We start from the raw sequence: 22,086 nt of genomic DNA, 5'->3' as shown, positions 1-22,086 counted from the left end.
GTTTCCTGTTGAATCAAAAAAAAAATCATTTTGTTATCTCCTATTCTTATCGCATTGATTTTTTCCCAATTTTAATTCTTGGGTCAATCCAATGATAAGCTAAATCAAGAAAAAAAATAGTAGTCAGTAAAATCATACTATAAAAAACGGTAATTCCCATGATCATCGTGTAATCACGGTTTGTAATGCTATTAATAAACCATTGTCCAAGACCAGGGATACCAAAAATTTTCTCAATGATAAAACTTCCTGTTAAAATATTTGCCATCAGCATTCCAATATAAGTAATAATTGGAAGAAGAGCATTACGCATTGCATGTTTAACAATTACAATAAAATCATTCAATCCTTTTGCTCGTGCAGTTTTAATATAGTCCATTGAAAGTACCTCAATCATATTTGCTCTTGTTAGACGAGCAATAAAAGCAGTAGGCAGAGCTGATAAAGCAATGGCAGGCAATATTGAATGTTGAAAAGTACCCCAACGAGCTACTGGCAAGAGATTTATTTTAATAGCAAAAAGATATTGTAAACAAGCTGCTAAGATAAAACTGGGTATAGAAATGCCAATTACAGCAACGATCATGGCTAAGTAATCTTCCCATTTGTTTTGCTTAAGGGCGGCAATCGTGCCTAAGATAATACCAAATGTAATGGATAAAACCATTGCCTCAAGGCCTAAAATAGCAGAAATAGGAAAAGTAGTTTTAATAATTTCATTAACAGTACGTGATTTATATTTAAACGAAAGTCCTAAATTCCATGTAACAATGGATTTAAGATAATGGCCATATTGCTTATACCAAGGGTCATTTAATTTATAATATTCATAGAGGGATTGTAAAATTTCTTTAGGTAGAGCTTTGTCTTGTCCGAATGGATCCCCTGGAATACCTTTCATAAGAAAAAACGTAGCAGTAATGATCATCCAAAGTGAGATTAGATTAGCTAATAATCTTTTCAAAATGTACTTCGTCATTTCTTTCACTCAATTGAATTTAAAAAAATAAATACACCTTATTAGGAGGTGATTTAAAAAATAATAAAATTTTTATAAGTATGTTAAGGAGCGTAGCAAATATGACTATTCAATTATAGCAAATTTAAAATCAGCACTGCCCATAGGAGATAAAATTACATTTTTTACACGTGTTTTCTTAGCGTAGTCAAAGGCATAATGATAAATTGGTGCAATTGGCATTTCATCAATTAAAATTTTTTCAGCTTCAGCAAGAATTTTTTTTCTTTGGCTAGGATTTTTTTCATTTACTGAACGATCAAGAAGGTTATAAAAATTTTCATTAAACCAACCAGTATCATTCATTCCATTTCCATCTTGATTACGAAATTTAAATATTTCTAAAAATGCAAGGGGATCATTAAAATCTGCAACCCAGTCACCAGTACCAACTTGATAAAGCCCTTCCTTGATATTATTTAGATAAATTTGTTTTTCGACTCCATCCAAAGAGATATCGATATTAAAAACCGATTTCCATTGTTGCTGGACTAGTTGAACAATTTTTGTATTACGTTCGGAAGGAGTGTAACTTAAAACTACTTTTGGGAAGGTGTCTCTTGTCCACCCATTTTCCAAAAGCACCTCTTCAAATATCTCATACGCAGTATCTATATCACCATCTTGAAAATAGGGGGTAGTAGACATTTGCATTGATGGTGGAAGAGGGCCAGTTGCAGAAATTTGGTTTCCTTGTAAAATATGTTCAATAATCTCTTGTCGATTAATTGCACGAGAAAATGCTTGACGAATTTTGACTTGATTAAAAGGAGATTTTTCCGTATTGAATTTGAACCAAAACGTACCTGCAATCATATAGGAAAAAAACTGTTGATTTTTTTTCATTTTTTTTATCGATTCTGTTGAAATATTATGAGAAGTTGGTTGACCAAGCCAATCAAGCTTATCTGTCTCAAAGAGAAGATTTTCTGTGTTACTATTGCTAATGACACTAAAACTGATACCATGAAGATGGACATTTTTTTCATCCCAGTATTCGAAGTTTTTTACCAATACAATTTCTTCTTGAGGTGCCCATTTTTTTAATTTAAATGGACCATTTGAAGTAAATTCCTTGGCAGGGAAATGTGCCCAAGTATTGGTTTGTTTATCAAGTTGATGGTGAATAGGATAGTAGGTAGGAAAAGCTGTTAATTCAAGGAAATAGGGAGTAGGATTTTCTAATTTTACAACTAATGTCTCTGGATCTACTGCAATGATCCCTACCTCATCAATAGAACATTTACCTTCACGAGCTTGCTTAGCATTTTTTATTGGATAAAGTATGTAAGAATAATCTGTTCGGAAATTAGGGTCCAAGACGCTTTTCCATGCATATATAAAATCATAAGCAGTTACAGGTTCTCCATTTGTCCAATAGGTTTTATTAAGATAAAATGTATAAGTCATAAGATCATCTGAAATCTCTACCTGTTTAGCTAATGCAGGTTGTGGTATTCCATTGGCGTCAACACGCATTAATCCATCAAAAAGATGCTTCACTATTGTAATATCTTTTATGCTTCTTACAATTCGAGGATCAAGTGAGATAGGATCATCTACTATATTTAAGCGCAAAATCTTCTCATTAGAATGACATTCTTCTTTATGCTTACAACTTGCTAAGCTAAGTAAGACAAGAAAAATCAAGATAAATCTCATGATATACAACTCCTTTCTTAAAACACGAGATGAGCAGTTAAAGAGATGCGCCAGGATTTGCTTTCATATCTTTTGATTGACCATGCTTAAGAAAGACATGGTAACCAAGACCTGCAATCATTGCTCCATTATCTAGGCAAAGATCTTGTGAAGGCCACAAGATGGGGAGCGATGATTTTTGTTCAAGAAGATCACGAAAACAGTGGTTGATACTGACTCCACCTCCTACTAAAATACTTTTGCAAGAATACAGTTTTGCACTAGAACAGATTTTTTTTACAAGATCAGAAAAAGCTACATATTGAAAACTTGCAGCTGCATCTTGCCTATCTTTCTCAGAAAGAAGCAAGGGAGAATTCTGGTTTGCATTCTGCCCCTTAGCAAGGTAAAGAAGGGCTGTTTTTAATCCACTAAAAGAAAAGTCAAAAGGACGTCCTTTGATTTTACCAGCTTTAAAACGAAATCGATGTGGGTCGCCCTGCAGAGCAAGTTTTTCAATATGTGCACCCCCTGGATAAGGGAGACCGAGAATTTTAGCGACTTTATCAAAAGCTTCTCCTATTGCATCATCTTGAGTTTGCCCAATAAGAGTATAAGTACCTATCTTTTCAATAAATGCTAATAAGGTATGTCCTCCAGATATGACTACGCCAAGAGAGGGAAGTGGTGGAGACAACCCCATCAGAGCTGAATAGAGATGAGCTTCAACATGATTCACTCCTACAAGGGGCTTGTTTGATGAAAAAGCCAATCCTTTTGCAAAGTTAATCCCAATTAAAAGTGGGCCAATTAAACCTGGCCCATTTGCTACAGCTATCAAATCAATTGCATCAAAAGAATCAAAAAGGGCTTTTTCAAGCAAAGGTAGAAGTACATCAATATGACGTCTTGATGCAATTTCTGGAACAACTCCTCCATAGCTACTATGGAGTTCATCCTGAGTGGCTACTACATTTGATAAAATCTCATGACCTTTTGAAACAAGAGCTATTCCTGTCTCATCACATGTTGTTTCAATTCCAAGTACTAACATTTGTAAATAAATTATGATCGAAAGAGAGAATTTCGTCGATTGATTTATCTAAATCTGTTTTCTAAAAAATCATGAGTTTTATTCAAATTTAGTGTCTTTTAATAAATTAGCTTTTTGTTTAATACAAATAGATTTTTTTACTTGCCTCTTTATCTAAAATCCATAGGGAAGGGTTAAGTTTCGTTCCGATATTTTGTGCTGGATAATTTTTATAATTGTAGTCAGAGGTTAAAATTTTCTCTATGATTTTAATTTTTTTTGATCCTAAAACATACATACAAGTATGGCGTGCGCTATTAATACATTTATATGTCATGGTCATTCTCCACGTATTTTTTTGTGGAATGTAATTTGCCACGATCAGTTGGTCTTTAGCTATTAAACCTTGAGTATTTGGAAAAAGTGAAGCTGTATGTCCATCATCTCCTAGTCCAAGCATAATCAGATCAAATGGATGCGTTCCAAGTACTCTTTGAATGATCTTTTCATAATTAGTCGCATTTCTTTCAATATCAGATTCAGCCACCATTCTATATATTTGATTTTTAGGAATAGGTAATTTTTCCAATCCACTTTCTTCCATTGCCATTCGGTAATTGCTTTCAGGATGACAGGGTAATACACTACGTTCATCACTCCAAAAAACATAAATTTTTGACCAGTCAATAAGATGAGCTTGGTTTACAAGCTTTTGAAAGATTGCTTTTGGAGTTGTTCCTCCTGATAGCGCAACAGAGAAAAAATTATGATCTTTAATTGATTCGTTTGCATATTCAATCCATTTATCTACAGCAAAGAGAATGGTTTGATCGTAGTTTCCAGGAATCTGAATCAAGCGGCGTTCATCGCATACAATGTTTTTTTTCATATTAACTTTCCCAAGAAATTGATTGTAAAAGCTGCAGGATTTCGTAGTAGTGAAAATCTACTGAAGGATGAAAAATTTCTTCAATAATTTCTTGACCTTCAGAAACTTCTGGAAGATACATACAAATAGGAATATCACAGTAGTTTTGATCAGCATATTCGATAAAAACTTGGCGAGTCTCAGGATGATGTTTAAAGATATAACGAGATTGATTCTTTACAGATTCTATCTCAATTTTAGTAATCATTCCAGGAGCAAGTACAGGAAGATACTCAGGAATCATGATGATTGTGACTATCTTTCCCTGATTAAAATAAGTAAGGTAAATTTGATTCTTTTTTATTTCAATTGCTTGAAATTTCCAGTTAAGCCTTGTGGCTATCCAGGCTTGTAAATAGGCGGCTTCGATTTCCGTATGTTCTTGATATTCAGATTTTTTTTTATTATAAAAAATCTGAATAACTTTACTTTCTAAAAGCTTTTTTAAAGCATCTGAGTGATCAAAAACTTGTACAAAAAGATGTCGCCAACCTGAAATTTTACTCCATTTGAGATCACCGATTCTACAATGAAATTGGTTTAAAAAAGATGAGACTACTTGAGCATATCTTTGCAGATGATAAGTTGATTCAGGATCAAATATAATTCGATCAGCAATCCGTTCTAGAGCAGGAAGGATGAGATTTTCTATGGCTGGGTTGTATCTCCATAAAAGATAAACAGGCAAATCAGGAAGAATCTGTGGAGTAATAATAAAAGCCACCCTTTCTATTAAAGGCCCAGCAACTTCAATCTTAATGATTTCACAAAAAATTTGAAATTCACCTTGACTGACTGTTTCTGAAGCAATGCTTGTACGTAGATAGGTTTCTTTTTGATCATCACTTCTTATGACTAGGATAATACGACAAGGAAATTTACTAATTACAGATTTAATTAAAGTCTCAGAAGAATTTAATTTTGTATTTTTTGAAACATAGACAATTAAGGTAAATAATGAGGCACGAGTGGTATTTTTACCTTGTTCCTTATCCCAAAGTTGATTGAGTTCTTGATTGATATCGGTAAGCTCAATTGGATTTTTGCTCACTACCATATTAGATCAATCTCCACCTATGACCATCATGTGTCATCATCTCATCAGATTCTTTTGGCCCCCAAGATCCTGATGGATAATTTGGAAAATCTGTCGGTGGATTTTCGCTCCATCTTTCAAGTATAGGAGTGATCCATTTCCATGACGTAAGGACTTCATCTCCCCTTGCAAAAAGGGTACCATCTCCTAGCATACAGTCACAAATCAAGCGTTCGTATGCTTCAGGAGGGGTTAAACCAAAATAAGAGCCGTAGCGAAAATCCATTTTTACTGGTTGAATTGGGCTGCTTGGTCCAGGCACTTTGCAATTTATCCTAAGAGCAATTCCTTCATTAGGCTGAATACGAATAATTAAGACATTATTAGTATTTATTGATCCTTCCTGTGAGAAAAGAATTCTTGGTACCTTTTTAAAATTCACAGCAATTTCAGTTGTACGTTTTGGTAATCTTTTTCCTGCTCTTAGGTAAAAAGGCACTCCTCCCCATCGCCAATTATCGATATAAAGTTTCAAAGCCACATAAGTTTCAATATGAGATTTAGGACTGACATTATTTTCTTCGCGGTATCCTGGAGCACAAATACCATTGATATAACCTGACCCATATTGTCCACGAACGACATAGTTGTTAAAATTATTCATGTCAATAGGACGTAGAGCCTTCAATATTTTTACTTTTTCATCTCTAATTGCTTCTGTACTGAGAACAGCAGGAGGTTCCATTGCTGTTAAACAAATTAACTGCATGAGATGGTTTTGTACAATATCTCTTAAAATTCCCGCTTCTTCATAAAATGCTCCACGCGATCCAATTCCAATTTCTTCAGCGACGGTAATTTGAACATGATCAATATAATGATTATTCCAAAGAGCTTCGAAAATAGAATTAGCAAATCGAAACACTAGGATATTTTGTACAGTTTCTTTTCCAAGATAATGATCAATACGATAGATTTGATCTTCTACTAAATGGTTTAGAATAAACTCTTGAAGTGCAATACCTGATTTATAGTCATGACCAAATGGTTTTTCAATAATGACGCGAGAGAACTTTTCCTTTTCTTTATTAGAATCATAAATTAAGCGATGGAGGCTCAAATTTTTAATGATTTTTGGAAAAAAACTTGGTTGAGTAGAGAGATAAAAAACACGATTTCCTTGTGTTCCTAATTTTTTATCAAGATGCAGAAGTAGTTGACTTAATGATTCGTATCCAGCCTCTTCGTCAAAATTAGATGTAAGATAAAAAATCTGATTCATAAATGAAGACCACAGGTCTTCATCCAATGGTTTGACACGTGAGAATTGGCTTACTGCATCGTGCATCTCTTTACGAAATGTTTCGTTGCTCTTTTTTCTTCTAGCAAAACCTACACATGCAAAGTGCATAGGAAGTTGTCCTTCTCTTTTAAGATTATAAAGGGCAGGGAAAAGTTTGCGAGCTGTTAAATCACCCGTTGCACCAAAAATCACTATAATACAGGGATCAATAATCCTTTCAGATTTTGTTTCTGATAATAAAGGATTTGTAAATATTAACTCTTTATTTTGATTAAATAAGAGAGGTCTCGTTTGTGAAATAATTGAAGAATCTTTTGCCATAATTACCTAGAAATCCCTAATGATGATAGTGATAAAATCTTTTTCGTTTACTATTCATCACCATATAAAAAAAAATGCATTTAAATATAATATTTTTTTATTCAACCCTTAAAAGCTCTTTATTTTTTGATATGAGCAACCTAATTGAATAAGAAATTTAAACTAATAAAAATAATCCATACTAAAAACAGATCTTTTTATTTATTTTTCTTTTTGAAAGAAAAGAAAGAATTCACTTTCCTCGTCATTGATTTTGATCGCTTAACCAATTATATAAAGAGTAAAGCTATATATCAATATAGATATAAATGAAAAAATTGTTCTTACTAATACCCCAGATGACTTTGAAGTAAGACAGCAGCAGACATGGCATCTATGATTTTGACTCTTTTTTTCCGACTCATCCCTCTGTCTTTCATCAAACGCTCTGCCTGTAGAGTTGATAAGCGCTCATCTATTCTGGTAACCGGAGAATTAACTACTTCTTTAAGTAAAACGATAAAAAGATTCACTTGATCAGTTAAGGTGCTACTTTTACCATTGAGATGAAGGGGGTAACCAACTAAAAATTTTTCGATTTCATAGCTCTTCAATTTTTCTAAGATCCTATCAATGGTTTCTCTAATATCACTAGTCGCGAGAATCAGGCCAATTGGCATAGCAATAATTTGATTTTCATCTGAAATTGCTAATCCAATGCGTTTGAGGCCATAGTCAATGCTTACTATGCGTTTTTTCATGATACTTAATCATTGATTTCATAAAATCTAGAAATAAAGGATGAGGTTTTGTTGGTCGAGATTTGAATTCTGGATGAAATTGAACACCAATCATCCATGGGTGATTTTGAATTTCAACAGCTTCGCAAAGATTTTCTTTTTCAAAAATTCCAGAAACAAGTAGACCATGTTTTTCCGCTAGGTTTTTATACTGATTATTAAATTCATAACGATGACGATGTCTTTCGAAGATTTTTTTTTCTCCATAAGCCTGATAGGTTTTTGATCCTTCTTTAAGAGAGCATGGGTAGGATCCCAAACGCATCGTCCCTCCTAAATGGTCTTTAGTCTTCTGTTCATTTAATAGAGAAATAATAGGATCTTTTGTCAAGGGGTCTATTTCAACTGAATTTGCTTCAATTAACCCAAGAACATGACGAGCAAATTCAACAACAAGAACTTGCATACCAAAACAAATTCCAAAAAAGGGAATGTTTTTCTCTCGACAGTATTTTGCAGCCAAGATTTTTCCTTCCCAACCCCTCGGACCAAACCCACCAGGGACAAGATAACCATCACATCCTTCAAATTCAGTAATTCTATCTGCTTCAATTGTTTGGATTTTTAAATTATATTCCACTGCGATTGCTGCATGATGAAGTGCTTCAAAAAGAGATTTATAGGCATCTTGATGCTGTAAATATTTACCAACGATGCCTACAGTGAGAGTTTCTTTTGTTTTTTTGACTTTTTTAATAATTTTTTCCCAATCACAAAGATCGATTTTAGGGGATTCTAAGTTTAGCTTCCGACATATAATTTCTGTAACTCCTTGTTTATGAAGCATAATAGGAACTTCATAGATAGTGTTTTTTACATCTACTTCGTCAAAAACTGCTCCATAAGGAATATTACAGAACAAACTGATTTTTTCTTTAATTTCGGATGAAAGTGGATTTTCACAACGACAGAGAATAAGATCCGGTAAAATTCCAATACCACGGAGTGTTTGAACTGAATGTTGAGTTGGTTTAGTTTTTACTTCTCCAGCTGCTTTAAGATAGGGGACATAAGTCATATGAATATTAAGACAATCATTTTGATAATCATACCGAAATTGTCTTATTGCTTCTAGAAAAGGCAGAGATTCAATATCTCCAACTGTGCCTCCAATTTCTATAAGTACAACTTGAGCACCAGCGACTTGTCCGCAATTTTTAATACGTTTTTTGATTTCTTCTGTAATATGAGGAATCACTTGAACTGTTCTACCAAGATAGTCCCCCTGTCTTTCTTGTTTGATCACTGTGTCATAAATCTGCCCGGTGGTTGCAGTCGAATCACGTGAAAGTAAAGCATTAGTATAACGGTAGTAGTGGCCCAAATCAAGATCAGCTTCCGTCCCATCATCTGTGACATAGACTTCACCATGCTCAAAAGGATTCATGGTGCCTGGGTCAACATTAAGATAGGGGTCTAGTTTAAGCATAGCAATTTGAAGACCTTTTTTCTCTAAAAGCATAGCAATTGAAGCCAGTGTTAAACCTTTCCCTAAAGAGGAAACAACACCACCTGTTATAAAGATATATTTGCGCATAAAATTTCTTTAATCCTTTTTAAGTCTTTCGGGGTATCAACTCCAATTCCCTGGTCTTTAACTATTGAAACATAAATTTGGTGTCCCATTTCAAGAATTTTTAGTTGCTCTAAATCCTCAATGTTTTGAAGACGAGAATTTTTTATCTTCACATAGTGCTCTAGAAAAGAGCCTCTAAAACAATAAATCCCAATATGACGATAATAGTTATCGACTGTTCTCGATTTTACTGAGAAAGGAATTGGTGCTCGACTAAAATAAAGTGCTCGATTTAAGTAGTCAAACACACATTTCACTATTCCTGAATTCAAGATGTCATGCGGATTAGTAATTTTCGTAACTGGCGTAGTTACCACAGCATCATCAGTTTTTTGCATTTGTTCGATAAGAGTATCAATAGTTGTAGGATCGAAACAAGGCTCATCTCCTTGAATGCTTACAACAATGGAAGGATTAGACTGAGATATTTTAATAGCTTCGCTTACTCTATCCGTCCCTGTAGGACAAGATATAGAAGTCATACAGACATTCCCTCCAAAATCTTTTACATGGTCATAAATTCTATGATCATCAGTGGCTACAAGCAAACTGTTAAGTCGACTACTTTTTAACGCCTTTTCATAAGTTCTTTTAATTAAAGATTTTCCTAAAATATCAATCAGAGGTTTGCCTGGAAATCGAGTACTATTCCATCGTGCAGGAATTATTCCAACTACTTGATTACTAGTCATATACTTCCTTTTTTTTGTGAAGAAAGTATTTTATATAAAAATATTATTCATCGCAAGGAGAAGAGTTTTTATTTTTAATAAAAGTATTTTTTTAAAAAACTTTTTAAAGTAGAATTATTTATATAATAAAAATCATATTCTAAGGATTAATATGAGTATTTTTTTAAACAAGTTGTTATTAGCTATATTTGTGCTTGGATTATTTTTTTCATCTCCTCTTCAAGGAGCTCATCTAATTCCAATTAATGATCTCAAAAATGAATCTTTAAAGGAAGAGTGGGTAAAGTTTGATTCAAAAAAAGATGGTTTTTCGGTTAATTTACCGAAAAAACCTGAACATGTTGAACAAACAATCGATGTTCCAAATACTGATTTGAAAATTAGCTATGATACTTATCTAAGTGAGCCAAACGAAAATATTGTTTATGTCATTTCTGTTTGGCACTATCCGGTTCAAGTCGATATGTCAAAGCCTGAAGTGAATTTGCAAGATGGGTTTACTGGAATGCTCTCAGCTCTTCCTGGCTCTGAAATACTTAATATAAAAATGTCAGAACTGCAGGGGTATAAATCACTTGAGTTTTTAGTAGAAAATGAAGACGTGTATTTTCAAGGCATGCTAATTTTAGTGCACAATACTCTTTATCAAGTATTTACTGTTTATAAAAACACTATTGATGTAAAGAATGATTGCATGCATTTTATTGAGTCATTCAATTTAGTAAATCCAGAACAGCAAAAATTGAACGGACAAAGAAATGGAGAAGTGAATTTCTGAAGATATTCAATAATTAAAATTTAAAAGACTTAGGATTGATTGATTGATTTTATCTTTCCTGGCTTTTTTTCGATCCAATAATCGATCGAAATAAAGCCAGGGCCAAAACAGCATATAATTAGTGTAGAATAAAGATAAAGGAATGGTTCTTCGTGAATAAAAAGGCTTGGATTAGAAAAGATTGTCATTAGGGCCTCTTGATAGGCAACAAGATATATTCCAATAAAGAGAAAGATCATAAAAATAGCAGAAATTCGACTAAAGCAACCAATAAATAAAGAAATTCCTCCAATGATCTCGAAACTTGCAATAAGATAAGCAATAAATAGAGGAGCTGGAATAGAAAATAAACTAAGAAAATCTGCAAATATCACAGGATTTGTGAATTTTCCAAATCCCATTAATGTTAGTAAACCGCCCCAGTAGAAGCGGATAATAAACAATAACAAATGACCAAGAAAATTTTCTGCTTGAATGATTCCATAATAAAGATGTTTAAACCATATTTTTTTAGTTTTTTTTCCCATAGACTTTAGATATATTTATTGTAATTTTATCCCAAAAGATAGAAGAATTCTCTCTTCTTCTTAAGAAAAAATGAGAGATTTGTTAATCTAATAACCACTGTTGTTAATTTACTATATTTCTATATTTTGTCTATTGAATTCATTAAACAAGCAGCTGCTTTATTGCTAGAAGATCAACTTGTTGCTTTTCCAACAGAAACTGTCTATGGACTTGGAGCTCGCCTATTTTCTCCTAAAGCTATCCAAAGAATTTTTGAGATAAAAAAGCGCCCACAAGATAATCCTCTTATTGTTCATATATCAAGTTTTGATCAAATAGATAGGGTAGTTGATGATTTTCCTGAAAAATTAGCTGCTCATTTTTGGCCAGGTCCTTTGACATTGATTCTTCCGAAAAAAAAATATGTTCCTGATGCTGCTTCAGCAGGATTAGATAAGATTGGAATACGCATGCCCTCTCATCCCTTGGCATTAGAATTAATAGAAACTGTAGGAGAGCCTCTTGTAGCTCCTTCAGCGAATTTATCTGGACGTCCCAGTAGTACAACCGCAGAACATGTTCGTGATGATTTTGGAGATAAAATTATGGTCCTGGAAGGAGGAGCATCTCCTCAAGGAATTGAGTCAACAATTCTTGCATTTGATCCACCGACTATTTTAAGACCAGGTAATATCTCCAAAGAGGAAATTGAAGCGGTCATCGGACAAAAAGTATTGACGGTATATGAAAAAACAAGCAAACCTCTTGCTCCCGGTATGAAATATAAACACTATGCTCCTCAAGCCAAAATACATCTTACTGAAACATATCCATCTATTTCCTGTTCCTCTAAACAACTATTCCTTGAATCGATTAAACCAGAAGAGTTGTATGCTGTTTTACGTGAAGCAGATAAAAAAGGAATTGAAGAGATTATTATTTATTGTAGTCCTGCAGTTAAGGCGAATGCTGCTCTTTTTAATAGGTTATTTCGTGCTGCAGAATAATGTATATTTTGCTACCTTCTGCTTTTCGTAAGGAGGATAAGAATGGGTTTGAATGTTGCGCAGAAATTGATTAAAAATCACCTTATAGAAGGGGAGATGAAAGTAGGAGAAGAGATCGGCTTAAAAATAGACCAAACCTTAATGCAAGATGCAACAGGCACAATGGTGATGTTAGAACTCGAAGCCATGAACATCACTACTGCTAAAACTGAAGTTTCTGTTCAATATATTGACCATAATACTCTTCAAAATGATTTCAGAAATGCTGAAGATCATTTATTTTTGAGAAGTGCCTGTCAGCGTTTTGGTATTCATTATAGTCGAGCTGGAAATGGAGTCAGTCATCCTATTCACATGGAGCGTTTTGGTATTCCAGGAAAAACATTGCTTGGATCAGATAGCCATACTTGTGCTGCTGGTTGTATGGGGATGTTAGCCATAGGTGCTGGTGGACTTGAGGTGGCATTTGCAATTGCAGGAGAGGTGTTTCATATTCAGATGCCAAAAATATGGGGAGTTAAACTTATTGGTAAACTACCTAATTGGGTGAGTGCAAAGGATGTAATTTTAGAAATGCTACGTCGTCATGATGTCACAGGAGGGGTGGGAAAGATTATCGAATATTATGGACCTGGATTAGATTGTCTTTCAGCGATGGATAGACATGTGATTGCAAATATGGGTGCAGAACTAGGTGCCTCAACAACTGTTTTCCCTTCTGATAAAGCGATATACCGCTTTATGCGTAGTCAGCGTCGTGAAAGCCAGTGGATAGAAATTCTTCCAGATAAAGATTGCTCTTATGATTTACATGAAGAAATTAATCTTTCTGAATTAGAGCCATTGATTGCTTGCCCTAGTAGCCCTGGAAATGTGGTACCCGTGAGCCAAGTTGAAGGAAAAGATGTTTATCAGGTGATGGTAGGTTCTTCAGCGAATCCTGGTTATCGAGACTTCGCAATTGTTGCTGAAATTATGGAGGGGAAAAAAGCACATAATCAAGTATCTTTTGATATCAATCCAACTTCACGACAAATTTTAGAAAATCTTGCACGCAACGGTCATCTAGAAAAACTGATTTTCTCAGGTGCTCGCATTCATCAAGCTGGATGTAATGGGTGCATTGGTATGGGACAAGCCCCTGCAAATGGGAGACCTTCCTTGCGGACTGTTCCTCGAAATTTCCCAGGTCGCTCGGGAACAAAAGAAGATTCTGTCTATCTCTGTAGCCCAGAAACTGCTGCAGCAGCTGCTATTACAGGAAAAATTACTGACCCGCGAAAACTTGAAATTGAATACCCAGTTGTTGCTGAACCTGATCAACTTCTTATTGATGCTGAAGCAGTTTTTCCCCCTCGTTTAGATGGCAGAGAAACTCCACTTGATAAAGGAAAAAATATTCAACCATTGCCTAATTTTCATGAGCTTCCTATCAAGCTTCAAGGCCCCGTTTTAATTAAAGTTAAAGATAACATATCGACTGATGAAATTATGCCAGCAGGTTCAAAAGTTCTTCCTTTTCGAAGTAATATTCCAGCAATTAGTCAATTTGTTTTTGACCAAATTGATGAAACTTATTCGGATCGAGCAAAAGTATATCAGGATTCTGGACATTTTATTGTTGGAGGGAAAAATTATGGTCAAGGATCGAGTCGAGAACATGCTGCACTTGCACCGCGTTATTTAGGAGTAAAAGCTGTTATAGTACAAAGTTTTGCTCGCATTCATCGAGCAAATTTATGCAATTTTGGTATTGTTCCTTTAATATTTTGTGAATCAGGGGACTGGGAAAGGATTCATCAAGAGGATCTATGCTCTTTTCCTGATATTCATCAGGAGATTCAAAGAGGCAATCAAGTCACTGTAAAAAATCTAACTCAAAACTATGTCTTTTTTGTGAAGCACGATATGAGTCAGCGTGAGGTTCAAAGTGTTTTAGCAGGAGGAATGATTGGACGTTATCGTAAGCTAGGTAATAGATGATTCCTATCATTGATTTTCATTGTGACTTGCTATACTACTTAGCACAAAATAAAAAAAGAGTTGCTGAAAATGATGAATCACGCTGTTCTCTTCAACAGCTTTCTAAAGGTCACGTTCTACTTCAGACTTTAGCTATTTTTACTATGACTAAGAAACAGTCGGTAGATTTAGCTAAAAAAGAAATCGAAATTTTTTATTATTTACCTAATCTTTATCCTAGATCTATTGAACATCTAAAAGCTTTTGAAATCTCTAAATCAAATAATAAGATCTATATTGTTGCGGGAATTGAAAATGCATCTGGTTTATGTGAGGAAGATGAAGATCTGGAACAGACTTTTTTGCGTTTAGATGAGTATTCTAAAACTATTGGACCAATTCTCTATATTAGTTTGACATGGAATGATGAAAATCGGTTTGGTGGAGGGAATAACTCAAAAACTGGCTTAAAGCGTGATGGGGCACTTTTGTTAGAATATCTTAGTGGTAAGAAAATTGCGATTGATTTAAGTCATACATCAGATCGGCTTGCATATGATATTCTCGAATATTTAGATGCTAAAAACTTAGACATTCTTCCTATTGCTAGCCATTCCAATTTCAGATTCATTGCTAATCACCCACGTAATTTACCTGATGAAATTGCAAAGGAGATTATTCGTCGAAAAGGTTTAATTGGTTTGAATTTTGTAAAAGATTTTATAGGAAAAACATTTCCTGATGATTTTATTAAGCAAGTTTCTCACGCTATTTCCATAGGTGGATTAGATACTCTTTGTTTTGGAGCTGATTTTTTCTACGAGGGCGATTTCGATAAGAAACTTCCAACATCTTTTTACTCATCTTTTGATAATTCAGCTTCTTATCCAAAACTGATTGACTATTTAAGTAGAGTGTTTACAAAACAAGAGATTGAAAAAATTGCTCATATAAATTTTAGAAATTTTTTATCACGGATAAATCGATGATTTTAGCTGGTGATGTTGGGGGCACAAAAGTAAACCTTGCTTTTTTTAAACAACCCCTCCTTGAATATGAAGGTATAAACCTTGCAACATTTTCTAGTCAGAAATATGAAAATTTAAATCTCATTATTCGAGATTATTTAAATAATACAAAAGAAAATTTTAAAATAGAAGCAGCTTGTTTCGCTGTTGCAGGTCCTATTGAAGAGAAAAAATGCTATGCTACAAATCTACCTTGGATTATTGATACCAAAGCTCTTGTTAATGAATTAAATATTCCAAATGTCTATCTCATTAATGATTTAGAAGCAAATGCCTATTCGATTCAAATCTTACCTACTGATAGTATTTTACAAATTCACTCTAAAGTAATACATCCCGAAGGAAATCGTTGTATTGTCTCTCCAGGGACAGGTTTAGGAGAAGCTGGATTATATTGGGATGGAAAATCCTATTACCCATTTGCAAGTGAAGGTGGGCATTGTGATTTTGCTCCTTGTAATCAATTACAAATGGACTTTTTGTCTTATCTCTATGATCATTTTAATCATATATCCTATGAGCGTATCCTATCTGGACCTGGTTTACTCAATATTTATCATTTTTTTCGTGATAAAATATGTCTTAATGAGCCTCTTTGGTTATCTGAAAAGATCCAAAAAGGGGATCCAGCTGAAATAATTACGATCCATGCTTTAGAAAAAAAATCTATACTTTGTGAAAAAACTCTCGATTTATTTGTTTCAATACTTGGAGCGGAATGTAGTAATTCTGTTTTAAAGTATATGGCTATAGGAGGTGTTTATCTTGGAGGAGGCATTCCTCCTAAAATCCTACCTAAGCTAAAAGAAAGGATCTTCTATGAGGCATTTCTCAATAAAGGGCGTTTTCGTCAATTGTTAAAAGAAGTCCCAGTCCAAATTATTTTAGATGATAAAGCTAGTTTAAAAGGGGCTGCTTATTATTGCTTGCTTCATTCAAAAAAAAATTAAATACTGTTTCTTTGTCTTAGTCCTTTTATAAAGCGATAACAGAATAAACCAGCCATGTAAATCAATACACCAAGAATACCAAGAGTGACAACACTTAGGAGAGCTGAGGCAATAAGTACCTCACCTGCGATTACCATACATGATATAGCCAAAAATTTGATAGATAGAATATTATACAAACCTAAAAACCCTATTGATATCAATCCAATTGAAAATATCAATTCAACTTTTGATCCATTATTGGACATTTGTATCATGGTGTTAAGACACGATAGGGCAATCATTGAATAGGAAAGTGTAGAAAGAGAAACTGATCCAGAAAGAGCAAGAATTGAGATTACAACAAATGTAATTTTGGTTAGGAATTTCATGAATAAAAAATTTCGTTTGATTTCCTCCCAATTCCTAGGAAGGAAGCTAGAAGAATTCCTAGGAAGGAAGCTAGAAGAAGAGGCAATAGAATGAATCATAAGTAGCGATCTTAATAGAAATAAAATTCTATGTCAAGTTGGATATAAATATTTACATGAAATCACAACATAAGATAAATTATCAGACGTTGAATTAACTACTCTCAAGCACTCTTAAAGCCCCTATTTGACTCAAGTACCCATTGAATGGATTGTCAGAACTTAACATGGGGGCTTTATGCTTTATCATTTAATCTCTCTTTCCATTTTGTCTTTGGTTTTATCAGGATGCTCTCAAATGCTTCCCGGGCTTTTTACGGCTATCGAGGATATCGAGACGCAGGAAGCAATCAGCCTGACTGTAGACAAAGAGGCGTTTCAAAAAGACACCGACGTTAAGATTTCCGTCGAGGTCATCAATAAGGATCCAGCGCTTCCTGCGCCGGCTCCTTTGTCTCCTGCAAAATAGCTTAAGCGGTTTGCCGTCAAGCTTTCGGAGGGCGCGGACAAGGCTGCTGCAATTGAATGAGTCGGCCTATGACCTGAACGCTTTAATGACCTTATGATATAAAGATCTTATTTCAAAGGATTTATTAGATGTTTTCCGAGATGAAAATGTAATAGAAAAACCCAGTTGCGCTTAATGGGTTTTTCTGTTACATTATGGGTATGATAAGATCAAAGTATTCAGAAGCTTTCAGGGCGCTTTCTAAGAAGGCGGTTTTCTCCTCCGCGGAAGGCAGGGAGGCTGGAATCCCTCCCCGCATGCTGGCTTATTTCTGCCAAAAAGGACAGATCGAGAAAGTCAGCCGGGGGATGTATAAAATCAAGGACATTGATTTCCATTCGGCATTTGAATGGGAGGATTTGGCAATAACCGCTTTAAGCATTCCGAATGGCGTCATCTGCCTTATCTCCGCCCTTTGCTATTACGGGCTGACGGATGAAATCATGAGGGAGTTTTGGATCGCCATTCCGCACGCCACCACCTCGCCTTCAAGAGAAAACGCCCGCATTGTCCGGATGCGGAATATTTCTTTCGGCCAGACAACCGTCAAAATCGGCAGCAGAAAGATCAAGATCTTTGATCGGGAAAGGACCGTTGTAGATTCTTTCCGCTATCTAGACAAGGAAACCGCTTTGAAGGCTCTGCAAGCTTATTTGAAAGCAAGCAAGGATAGAAAACCAGACATCGACAAGCTCCTCAAGTATGCAAAGAAGCTTAGAGTTGACTTAACCCCTTATATATCGGCATTTACATTATGAAATCTGCAATTGAACAATCAATCAAAGAAAAAATCAAAGCATTGGCGAAGGAGCGTGAAACCACCTTTGCAGAACTTTGGAGGAATCTGATCCTGGAGAGATTTCTTACGCGCTTAGCAAAGTCTTCATACAAAGAAAAATTCATCTTAAAAGGAGGAACGCTTCTGGCGAAGTACATTCATCTTGGAAGAGAAACGCAGGATCTTGATTTCTTTATTCAAAAGCTGTCGAACACCGAACAGTCTTTAAGATCAGTTCTGCAAGCGATTTGCGATGTCGATGCCGATGACAGCTTTTCTTTCGAAGTGGCTAAAATCAAAATTCTCGACCACTCGCAGCTTGCATACACAGGGGCTGAGATCACCTTGCAGGCGCTATTCGGGGCCACAAAAACGGTCATCCGCATGGATTTGGGATTCGGAGACCGCGTCGAGCCGATCGAGTATCCGATAGATTTGACAGCCACTTCGAAAGGCCTGCTCTTTGAAAGCCGAATTTCTTTGCATTGCTATCCAAAGGAATTCATTTTCGCAGAGAAGCTTGAAACAATTGTTTTCCGAGGAGGAGGCAATACCAGAATGAAGGATTTCCATGATCTTTACTCTTTGGTCCGTTTGGATGTTTTAGACAGCGCTTTAGCGAAAAAAGCGGTCGAGCTTGTTTTCCATCATAGAAAGACTCCCCTCAAGAAGCTGCCAGCCTCAGTCGTCGTGCCATCGGTTCCTGCTTCTATGAACTCAGGCGACTCGATTGTCATAAATACGAACGCATCGATGGCAACGCAATGGGTCTATATGACTTACGAGGAAAAATTTCAGCCTTAGCAATTACAACTATGCTTTTTTTCTTTATTTTTGGGAAAATTAACCTTTGGATTGTATTTCTTCCAATTCCATTTATTTATTTTGGCATATTTCTAGTTTTTAATAATGCATCGAGTTTTGCTATGGATTGTATGGAAGATAAGTCAAATGGTTCTGCAATTATGAGCTTTATCAATATGATAGTTGGAGCTACAGCTGTGCTTATAGCTCAGTCTATCAATTCACTAATGCCAATTCTTATGCCCTTAGGTTTTCTAATTTCTATATTGTTTATATTATTTTTACAAAAAAATCTCAAAGTTATAAATTAATTTTTTTTCATATTGCTTCAGAGACTTTTGTTGCTATAACATCTTTTAACTCATTGAGTTTTGCTTTTTCAGATATAGAAGCTCTTGAATTTAGTTTTATTTTTTCTTCTTTAAATCAAAAAGAAGGCAAAATGGATCCCCTATACTTTTCTTCAATAAATAAGCGAAGTTTATCTGTATTAAGGGCTTGTTTTAATTTTTGAAAATTTTCCTTATTTAAGTCTTTTGGTTTTATCACAACAATATTTGCATACCGATGATCAATACATTCTACAGCGATCGGATCTCGAAGCGGATTTAATTTCCCTTGCAAAGCAAAATTAGAAGGAATAATTGATAGATCAACGTCTGATAATCCTCTTACTAAATAAGAAGCATCTAATTCTTCAAATTTTAAGTGTTGAGGATTTTCGATAATATCTAATGGTGTTATGCAGTTTAAGTTTGCGATACTCTTTCGTATTTTAATTAAACCAATATCTTGTAATAGAAGCAAAGCACGTGCCTCATTTGTTGGATCTTGAGGAATAGCGACTTTACTTCCATTTTTGATGGCATCGATAGATCTATAGACAAGAGAATAGATGCCTAAGGGTTCTATATGAACTGCTGTCAAAGGCATCAAGTCGTAACCATGCATGCGAATTTCTTCATCAAGAAAGGATTGATGTTGAAAAAAATTTGCATCAACATCCCCCTCTTGAACCATTCGGTTAGGAAGTGTGTAGTCATCGACTTCAATAATTTTAAGATTAACTCCCTGATGAATCAAATCTTCCTGAATAAATCTAAGTAATTCAGCATGAGGTATAGTAGTTGCTGCAATTTTCAAAGTTGTATCAGGAGTTCTACATGAGTAAGCTAGTAAAATTAACCCTATTCCTAAAACCCATTTTCTCATCCTAGTCCTCTTTTTTTTAGTATAGTTCTTGAAATCTTATTTCCAGTCCATTGGATCGTTTCAACAAGCAAGAGGATGATGAATAGGGTAAAAACCATTAAAAATCCATTAAAACGCTGGTAACCATATTGTATGGCAATTTTTCCTAACCCCCCTCCTCCAACTAAACCAGCCATAGCACTATACCCTATCAAATTGACAATAGTAAGCGTAATCCCATTAATAATAGATGGAAGTGCTTCTGGAATAAAAATTTTACTTACTATTTGTAAAGTTGTTGAACCCATGACTAAAGAGGCTTCAATCACTGCTTTTTCAATTTCTTTAAATGCTCCTTCAATCATGCGTGCTAAAAAAGGAGCTGCAGCTAATGTTAAAGGAACGATAGAAGCTGTTGTACCAATACTAGTACCCACAATCCAGCGTGTAAGAGGAAAAATCGTAATAATTAAAATAGCAAAGGGAATTGAACGCCCAATATTCACGATTGTTCCTAAAGTCTGATAAATGAGTTTATTTTCTTTAAGTCCTTTATAATCAGTTAAACGTAATATAATTGCTATAGGTAATCCAAGGAAAAGTGCAAAAAAAGTTGATACTCCAACCATATAGACAGTGTGCCAAAGTTCTATAGGGATCAATTTCCAGATGAGAAGGAAGTTCTCAGTGAATCTCATCACAAAATACCCCTTGAGATTCTAAAAAATTGCGAGCCAAAGAACATTCTTCTTGCTCTCCTGATAAATTGATAATAAGGTTACCAATCATTTCAGTTTTTAAAATATCAATACCACCAAGAAGAATATTGATTTCAACTTTATATTTCTGCAAAAGACGTGAAATAATAGGTTCTCCAACTGTTTTTTGATTAAAAGAAAGGCGAAGTAAAATAGCTCCTTTCTTTTTAAAATTTGGTGGAAGATCATGATGGATATTTTGCAATAACCTTTGTGTCATAGGATGTTGAGGTTTAGCAAAGAGATCTGCTACCCTACCCTGTTCTATTATTTCCCCATTTTCAAGCACTGCCACGTGTGTGCAAATTTGTTTAATGACTTCCATTTCGTGGGTGATAAGAAAAATTGTTAAACCAAGCTCTTCATTTAGCTTATTTAGAAGACTTAAAATCTCATAAGTTGTTTTTGGATCAAGAGCAGATGTTGCTTCATCACAAAACAAAATATCTGGATTGTTAGCTAAAGCACGAGCTATAGCGACTCTTTGTCGCTCTCCTCCACTGATTTGGGCTGGATAAGCATGTGCTTTATCTATTAATCCTACAAGCTCTAAAAGCTCACGAGCTTTTCTCATACGTTTTTCATAAGACATACCTTCTAAAAGAAGTGGGTAGGCAATGTTATTTAAAACAGTATATGAAGAAAATAAGTTAAAATTCTGAAAGATCATACCAATTTTTCTACGAGCCAAACGTATTTGGGTATGATCAAAAAGAGTAATTTCTGCGTCTCCAATTCTTATCACCCCATGAGTCGGACGCTCTAAACCAACTAGGCAACGGATTAAAGTTGTTTTCCCTGCTCCGCTAGGTCCGATCATTCCAAAGATCTCTCGCTTATTTATCACCAAATTAATATTTTTAATTGCAGAGTAAGGAGATTTATTAGTTTGAGTCTTATAGGTTTTTGTTAAATTTTTGATACAAACAATTTTTTCTTTCACGTAGACACTCAAGATAAAAACAGAATCTTATAATAAATTGGAAAATATTTGTAAAAAATTTATCAGTATGAAATGGTTTAGTTTAGGTTCACGATTATTTTTTTATCATTAACTTGAGTTTTCTTTTTTTAAGTA

At 34.7% G+C, this 22,086-nt stretch carries 22 protein-coding genes; 8 read left to right on the top strand and 14 right to left on the bottom strand.

Translation table 11 applies throughout. The annotated features are described in order from the left end of the window. Positions 1-46: 46 nt before the first annotated feature. From R3E91_00480 to kdsB, 9 genes are all read right to left on the bottom strand, one after another. A complete protein-coding gene (locus tag R3E91_00480) occupies positions 47-979 on the bottom strand; it encodes an ABC transporter permease (GenBank protein MEZ5314682.1) in 933 nt (310 codons plus the stop codon). Between the two features lie 105 nt (positions 980-1,084). Further along, entirely contained in the window at positions 1,085-2,680 is a 1,596-nt protein-coding gene (locus R3E91_00475) for a peptide ABC transporter substrate-binding protein (protein ID MEZ5314681.1), read from the bottom strand. 37 nt (positions 2,681-2,717) lie between these two features. Next, on the bottom strand, positions 2,718-3,713 hold the full coding sequence (gene tsaD, locus R3E91_00470; protein ID MEZ5314680.1) for a tRNA (adenosine(37)-N6)-threonylcarbamoyltransferase complex transferase subunit TsaD: 996 nt from the start codon (positions 3,711-3,713) through the stop codon (positions 2,718-2,720). Positions 3,714-3,831: 118 nt separating this feature from the next. Continuing rightward, entirely contained in the window at positions 3,832-4,581 is a 750-nt protein-coding gene (gene pgl, locus R3E91_00465; protein MEZ5314679.1) for a 6-phosphogluconolactonase, read from the bottom strand. Between the two features lies 1 nt (position 4,582). After that, positions 4,583-5,677, bottom strand: coding sequence for a glucose-6-phosphate dehydrogenase assembly protein OpcA (locus tag R3E91_00460; protein ID MEZ5314678.1), 1,095 nt, complete (start codon positions 5,675-5,677; stop codon positions 4,583-4,585). A gap of 1 nt (position 5,678) precedes the next feature. Beyond that, the gene (gene zwf / locus R3E91_00455) at positions 5,679-7,280 is read right to left on the bottom strand and encodes a glucose-6-phosphate dehydrogenase (GenBank protein MEZ5314677.1); all 1,602 of its coding nucleotides are present in this window, start codon (positions 7,278-7,280) and stop codon (positions 5,679-5,681) included. Positions 7,281-7,606: 326 nt separating this feature from the next. After that, a complete protein-coding gene (gene ruvX, locus R3E91_00450; protein MEZ5314676.1) occupies positions 7,607-8,020 on the bottom strand; it encodes a Holliday junction resolvase RuvX in 414 nt (137 codons plus the stop codon). Then, positions 7,995-9,596, bottom strand: coding sequence for a CTP synthase (locus R3E91_00445; GenBank protein MEZ5314675.1), 1,602 nt, complete (start codon positions 9,594-9,596; stop codon positions 7,995-7,997). The genes ruvX and R3E91_00445 overlap by 26 nt, the downstream gene beginning before the upstream one ends. After that, positions 9,575-10,327, bottom strand: a complete 753-nt coding sequence (kdsB, locus tag R3E91_00440) for a 3-deoxy-manno-octulosonate cytidylyltransferase (GenBank protein ID MEZ5314674.1) — start codon at positions 10,325-10,327, stop codon at positions 9,575-9,577. The genes R3E91_00445 and kdsB overlap by 22 nt, the downstream gene beginning before the upstream one ends. A gap of 151 nt (positions 10,328-10,478) precedes the next feature. On the opposite strand from kdsB, the gene R3E91_00435 reads away from it, so the two are divergent. Continuing rightward, entirely contained in the window at positions 10,479-11,105 is a 627-nt protein-coding gene (locus R3E91_00435; GenBank protein MEZ5314673.1) for a hypothetical protein, read from the top strand. A gap of 29 nt (positions 11,106-11,134) precedes the next feature. On the opposite strand, the gene R3E91_00430 is transcribed toward R3E91_00435, so the two are convergent. Beyond that, entirely contained in the window at positions 11,135-11,632 is a 498-nt protein-coding gene (locus R3E91_00430; protein MEZ5314672.1) for a DoxX family protein, read from the bottom strand. Positions 11,633-11,758: 126 nt separating this feature from the next. Here R3E91_00430 and R3E91_00425 point away from each other — a divergent pair, with 126 nt between their 5' ends. From R3E91_00425 to glk, 4 genes are read left to right on the top strand one after another with little or no spacing between them, the layout of a single operon-like run. After that, a complete protein-coding gene (locus R3E91_00425; GenBank protein ID MEZ5314671.1) occupies positions 11,759-12,619 on the top strand; it encodes an L-threonylcarbamoyladenylate synthase in 861 nt (286 codons plus the stop codon). Positions 12,620-12,661: 42 nt separating this feature from the next. Continuing rightward, positions 12,662-14,602: an aconitate hydratase gene (locus R3E91_00420; GenBank protein ID MEZ5314670.1), complete on the top strand. Its 1,941-nt coding sequence runs from the start codon at positions 12,662-12,664 to the stop codon at positions 14,600-14,602. Then, positions 14,599-15,570 (top strand): membrane dipeptidase, encoded by a 972-nt coding sequence (locus R3E91_00415; protein MEZ5314669.1) that lies wholly within the window; start codon positions 14,599-14,601, stop codon positions 15,568-15,570. Before R3E91_00420 ends, R3E91_00415 begins: the two co-directional genes overlap by 4 nt. Further along, the gene (gene glk / locus R3E91_00410; protein MEZ5314668.1) at positions 15,567-16,559 is read left to right on the top strand and encodes a glucokinase; all 993 of its coding nucleotides are present in this window, start codon (positions 15,567-15,569) and stop codon (positions 16,557-16,559) included. Before R3E91_00415 ends, glk begins: the two co-directional genes overlap by 4 nt. On the opposite strand, the gene R3E91_00405 is transcribed toward glk, so the two are convergent. Further along, the gene (locus R3E91_00405; protein MEZ5314667.1) at positions 16,556-17,029 is read right to left on the bottom strand and encodes a hypothetical protein; all 474 of its coding nucleotides are present in this window, start codon (positions 17,027-17,029) and stop codon (positions 16,556-16,558) included. The two genes, glk and R3E91_00405, sit on opposite strands and share 4 nt — an antisense overlap. Positions 17,030-17,207: 178 nt before the next feature. Between R3E91_00405 and R3E91_00400 the strand changes: the two genes are divergently transcribed. The 3 genes from R3E91_00400 (at position 17,208) to R3E91_00390 (ending at position 19,059) form a co-directional block, all read left to right on the top strand. Next, positions 17,208-17,438: a hypothetical protein gene (locus R3E91_00400; protein ID MEZ5314666.1), complete on the top strand. Its 231-nt coding sequence runs from the start codon at positions 17,208-17,210 to the stop codon at positions 17,436-17,438. 194 nt (positions 17,439-17,632) lie between these two features. Next, positions 17,633-18,235 carry a type IV toxin-antitoxin system AbiEi family antitoxin domain-containing protein gene (locus R3E91_00395; protein ID MEZ5314665.1) on the top strand — a complete coding sequence of 201 codons (603 nt, stop codon included), beginning with the start codon at positions 17,633-17,635 and terminating at the stop codon, positions 18,233-18,235. Then, on the top strand, positions 18,232-19,059 hold the full coding sequence (locus tag R3E91_00390) for a nucleotidyl transferase AbiEii/AbiGii toxin family protein (GenBank protein ID MEZ5314664.1): 828 nt from the start codon (positions 18,232-18,234) through the stop codon (positions 19,057-19,059). The genes R3E91_00395 and R3E91_00390 overlap by 4 nt, the downstream gene beginning before the upstream one ends. 426 nt (positions 19,060-19,485) lie before the next feature. Here the strand turns inward: R3E91_00390 and R3E91_00385 are convergent, their stop codons facing one another. Genes R3E91_00385 through R3E91_00375 form a run of 3 tightly spaced genes read right to left on the bottom strand, consistent with a single transcriptional unit; the run spans position 19,486 to position 21,951 of the window. Further along, the gene (locus R3E91_00385; protein ID MEZ5314663.1) at positions 19,486-20,271 is read right to left on the bottom strand and encodes a MetQ/NlpA family ABC transporter substrate-binding protein; all 786 of its coding nucleotides are present in this window, start codon (positions 20,269-20,271) and stop codon (positions 19,486-19,488) included. Beyond that, a complete protein-coding gene (locus R3E91_00380) occupies positions 20,268-20,948 on the bottom strand; it encodes a methionine ABC transporter permease (GenBank protein MEZ5314662.1) in 681 nt (226 codons plus the stop codon). The genes R3E91_00385 and R3E91_00380 overlap by 4 nt, the downstream gene beginning before the upstream one ends. Further along, positions 20,935-21,951 carry an ATP-binding cassette domain-containing protein gene (locus tag R3E91_00375; GenBank protein MEZ5314661.1) on the bottom strand — a complete coding sequence of 339 codons (1,017 nt, stop codon included), beginning with the start codon at positions 21,949-21,951 and terminating at the stop codon, positions 20,935-20,937. Before R3E91_00375 ends, R3E91_00380 begins: the two co-directional genes overlap by 14 nt. Positions 21,952-22,086: the final 135 nt, after the last annotated feature.

The organism is Chlamydiales bacterium, from assembly GCA_041395025.1.
In the GTDB taxonomy this organism is placed as follows: Bacteria; Chlamydiota; Chlamydiia; order Chlamydiales; family JAAKFR01; genus JAJACP01.
Note: the sequence above shows the minus strand (reverse complement) of the source record. Positions and strands in the feature narration are given on the sequence as shown.

What these genes read in the sequence shown, in the direction of transcription:
- R3E91_00395 (MEZ5314665.1), top strand. Translation starts at nt 17,633, where the DNA reads ATGGGTATGATAAGATCAAAGTATTCAGAAGCTTTCAGGGCGCTTTCT.
- R3E91_00405 (MEZ5314667.1), bottom strand. Translation starts at nt 17,029, where the DNA reads ATGATTCATTCTATTGCCTCTTCTTCTAGCTTCCTTCCTAGGAATTCT.
- kdsB (MEZ5314674.1), bottom strand. Translation starts at nt 10,327, where the DNA reads ATGACTAGTAATCAAGTAGTTGGAATAATTCCTGCACGATGGAATAGT.
- R3E91_00385 (MEZ5314663.1), bottom strand. Translation starts at nt 20,271, where the DNA reads ATGAGAAAATGGGTTTTAGGAATAGGGTTAATTTTACTAGCTTACTCA.
- R3E91_00380 (MEZ5314662.1), bottom strand. Translation starts at nt 20,948, where the DNA reads ATGAGATTCACTGAGAACTTCCTTCTCATCTGGAAATTGATCCCTATA.
- ruvX (MEZ5314676.1), bottom strand. Translation starts at nt 8,020, where the DNA reads ATGAAAAAACGCATAGTAAGCATTGACTATGGCCTCAAACGCATTGGA.
- R3E91_00475 (MEZ5314681.1), bottom strand. Translation starts at nt 2,680, where the DNA reads ATGAGATTTATCTTGATTTTTCTTGTCTTACTTAGCTTAGCAAGTTGT.
- R3E91_00480 (MEZ5314682.1), bottom strand. Translation starts at nt 979, where the DNA reads ATGACGAAGTACATTTTGAAAAGATTATTAGCTAATCTAATCTCACTT.
- glk (MEZ5314668.1), top strand. Translation starts at nt 15,567, where the DNA reads ATGATTTTAGCTGGTGATGTTGGGGGCACAAAAGTAAACCTTGCTTTT.
- R3E91_00460 (MEZ5314678.1), bottom strand. Translation starts at nt 5,677, where the DNA reads ATGGTAGTGAGCAAAAATCCAATTGAGCTTACCGATATCAATCAAGAA.
- pgl (MEZ5314679.1), bottom strand. Translation starts at nt 4,581, where the DNA reads ATGAAAAAAAACATTGTATGCGATGAACGCCGCTTGATTCAGATTCCT.
- R3E91_00400 (MEZ5314666.1), top strand. Translation starts at nt 17,208, where the DNA reads ATGCTTTATCATTTAATCTCTCTTTCCATTTTGTCTTTGGTTTTATCA.
- R3E91_00390 (MEZ5314664.1), top strand. Translation starts at nt 18,232, where the DNA reads ATGAAATCTGCAATTGAACAATCAATCAAAGAAAAAATCAAAGCATTG.
- R3E91_00445 (MEZ5314675.1), bottom strand. Translation starts at nt 9,596, where the DNA reads ATGCGCAAATATATCTTTATAACAGGTGGTGTTGTTTCCTCTTTAGGG.
- R3E91_00415 (MEZ5314669.1), top strand. Translation starts at nt 14,599, where the DNA reads ATGATTCCTATCATTGATTTTCATTGTGACTTGCTATACTACTTAGCA.
- zwf (MEZ5314677.1), bottom strand. Translation starts at nt 7,280, where the DNA reads ATGGCAAAAGATTCTTCAATTATTTCACAAACGAGACCTCTCTTATTT.
- tsaD (MEZ5314680.1), bottom strand. Translation starts at nt 3,713, where the DNA reads ATGTTAGTACTTGGAATTGAAACAACATGTGATGAGACAGGAATAGCT.
- R3E91_00420 (MEZ5314670.1), top strand. Translation starts at nt 12,662, where the DNA reads ATGGGTTTGAATGTTGCGCAGAAATTGATTAAAAATCACCTTATAGAA.
- R3E91_00435 (MEZ5314673.1), top strand. Translation starts at nt 10,479, where the DNA reads ATGAGTATTTTTTTAAACAAGTTGTTATTAGCTATATTTGTGCTTGGA.
- R3E91_00430 (MEZ5314672.1), bottom strand. Translation starts at nt 11,632, where the DNA reads ATGGGAAAAAAAACTAAAAAAATATGGTTTAAACATCTTTATTATGGA.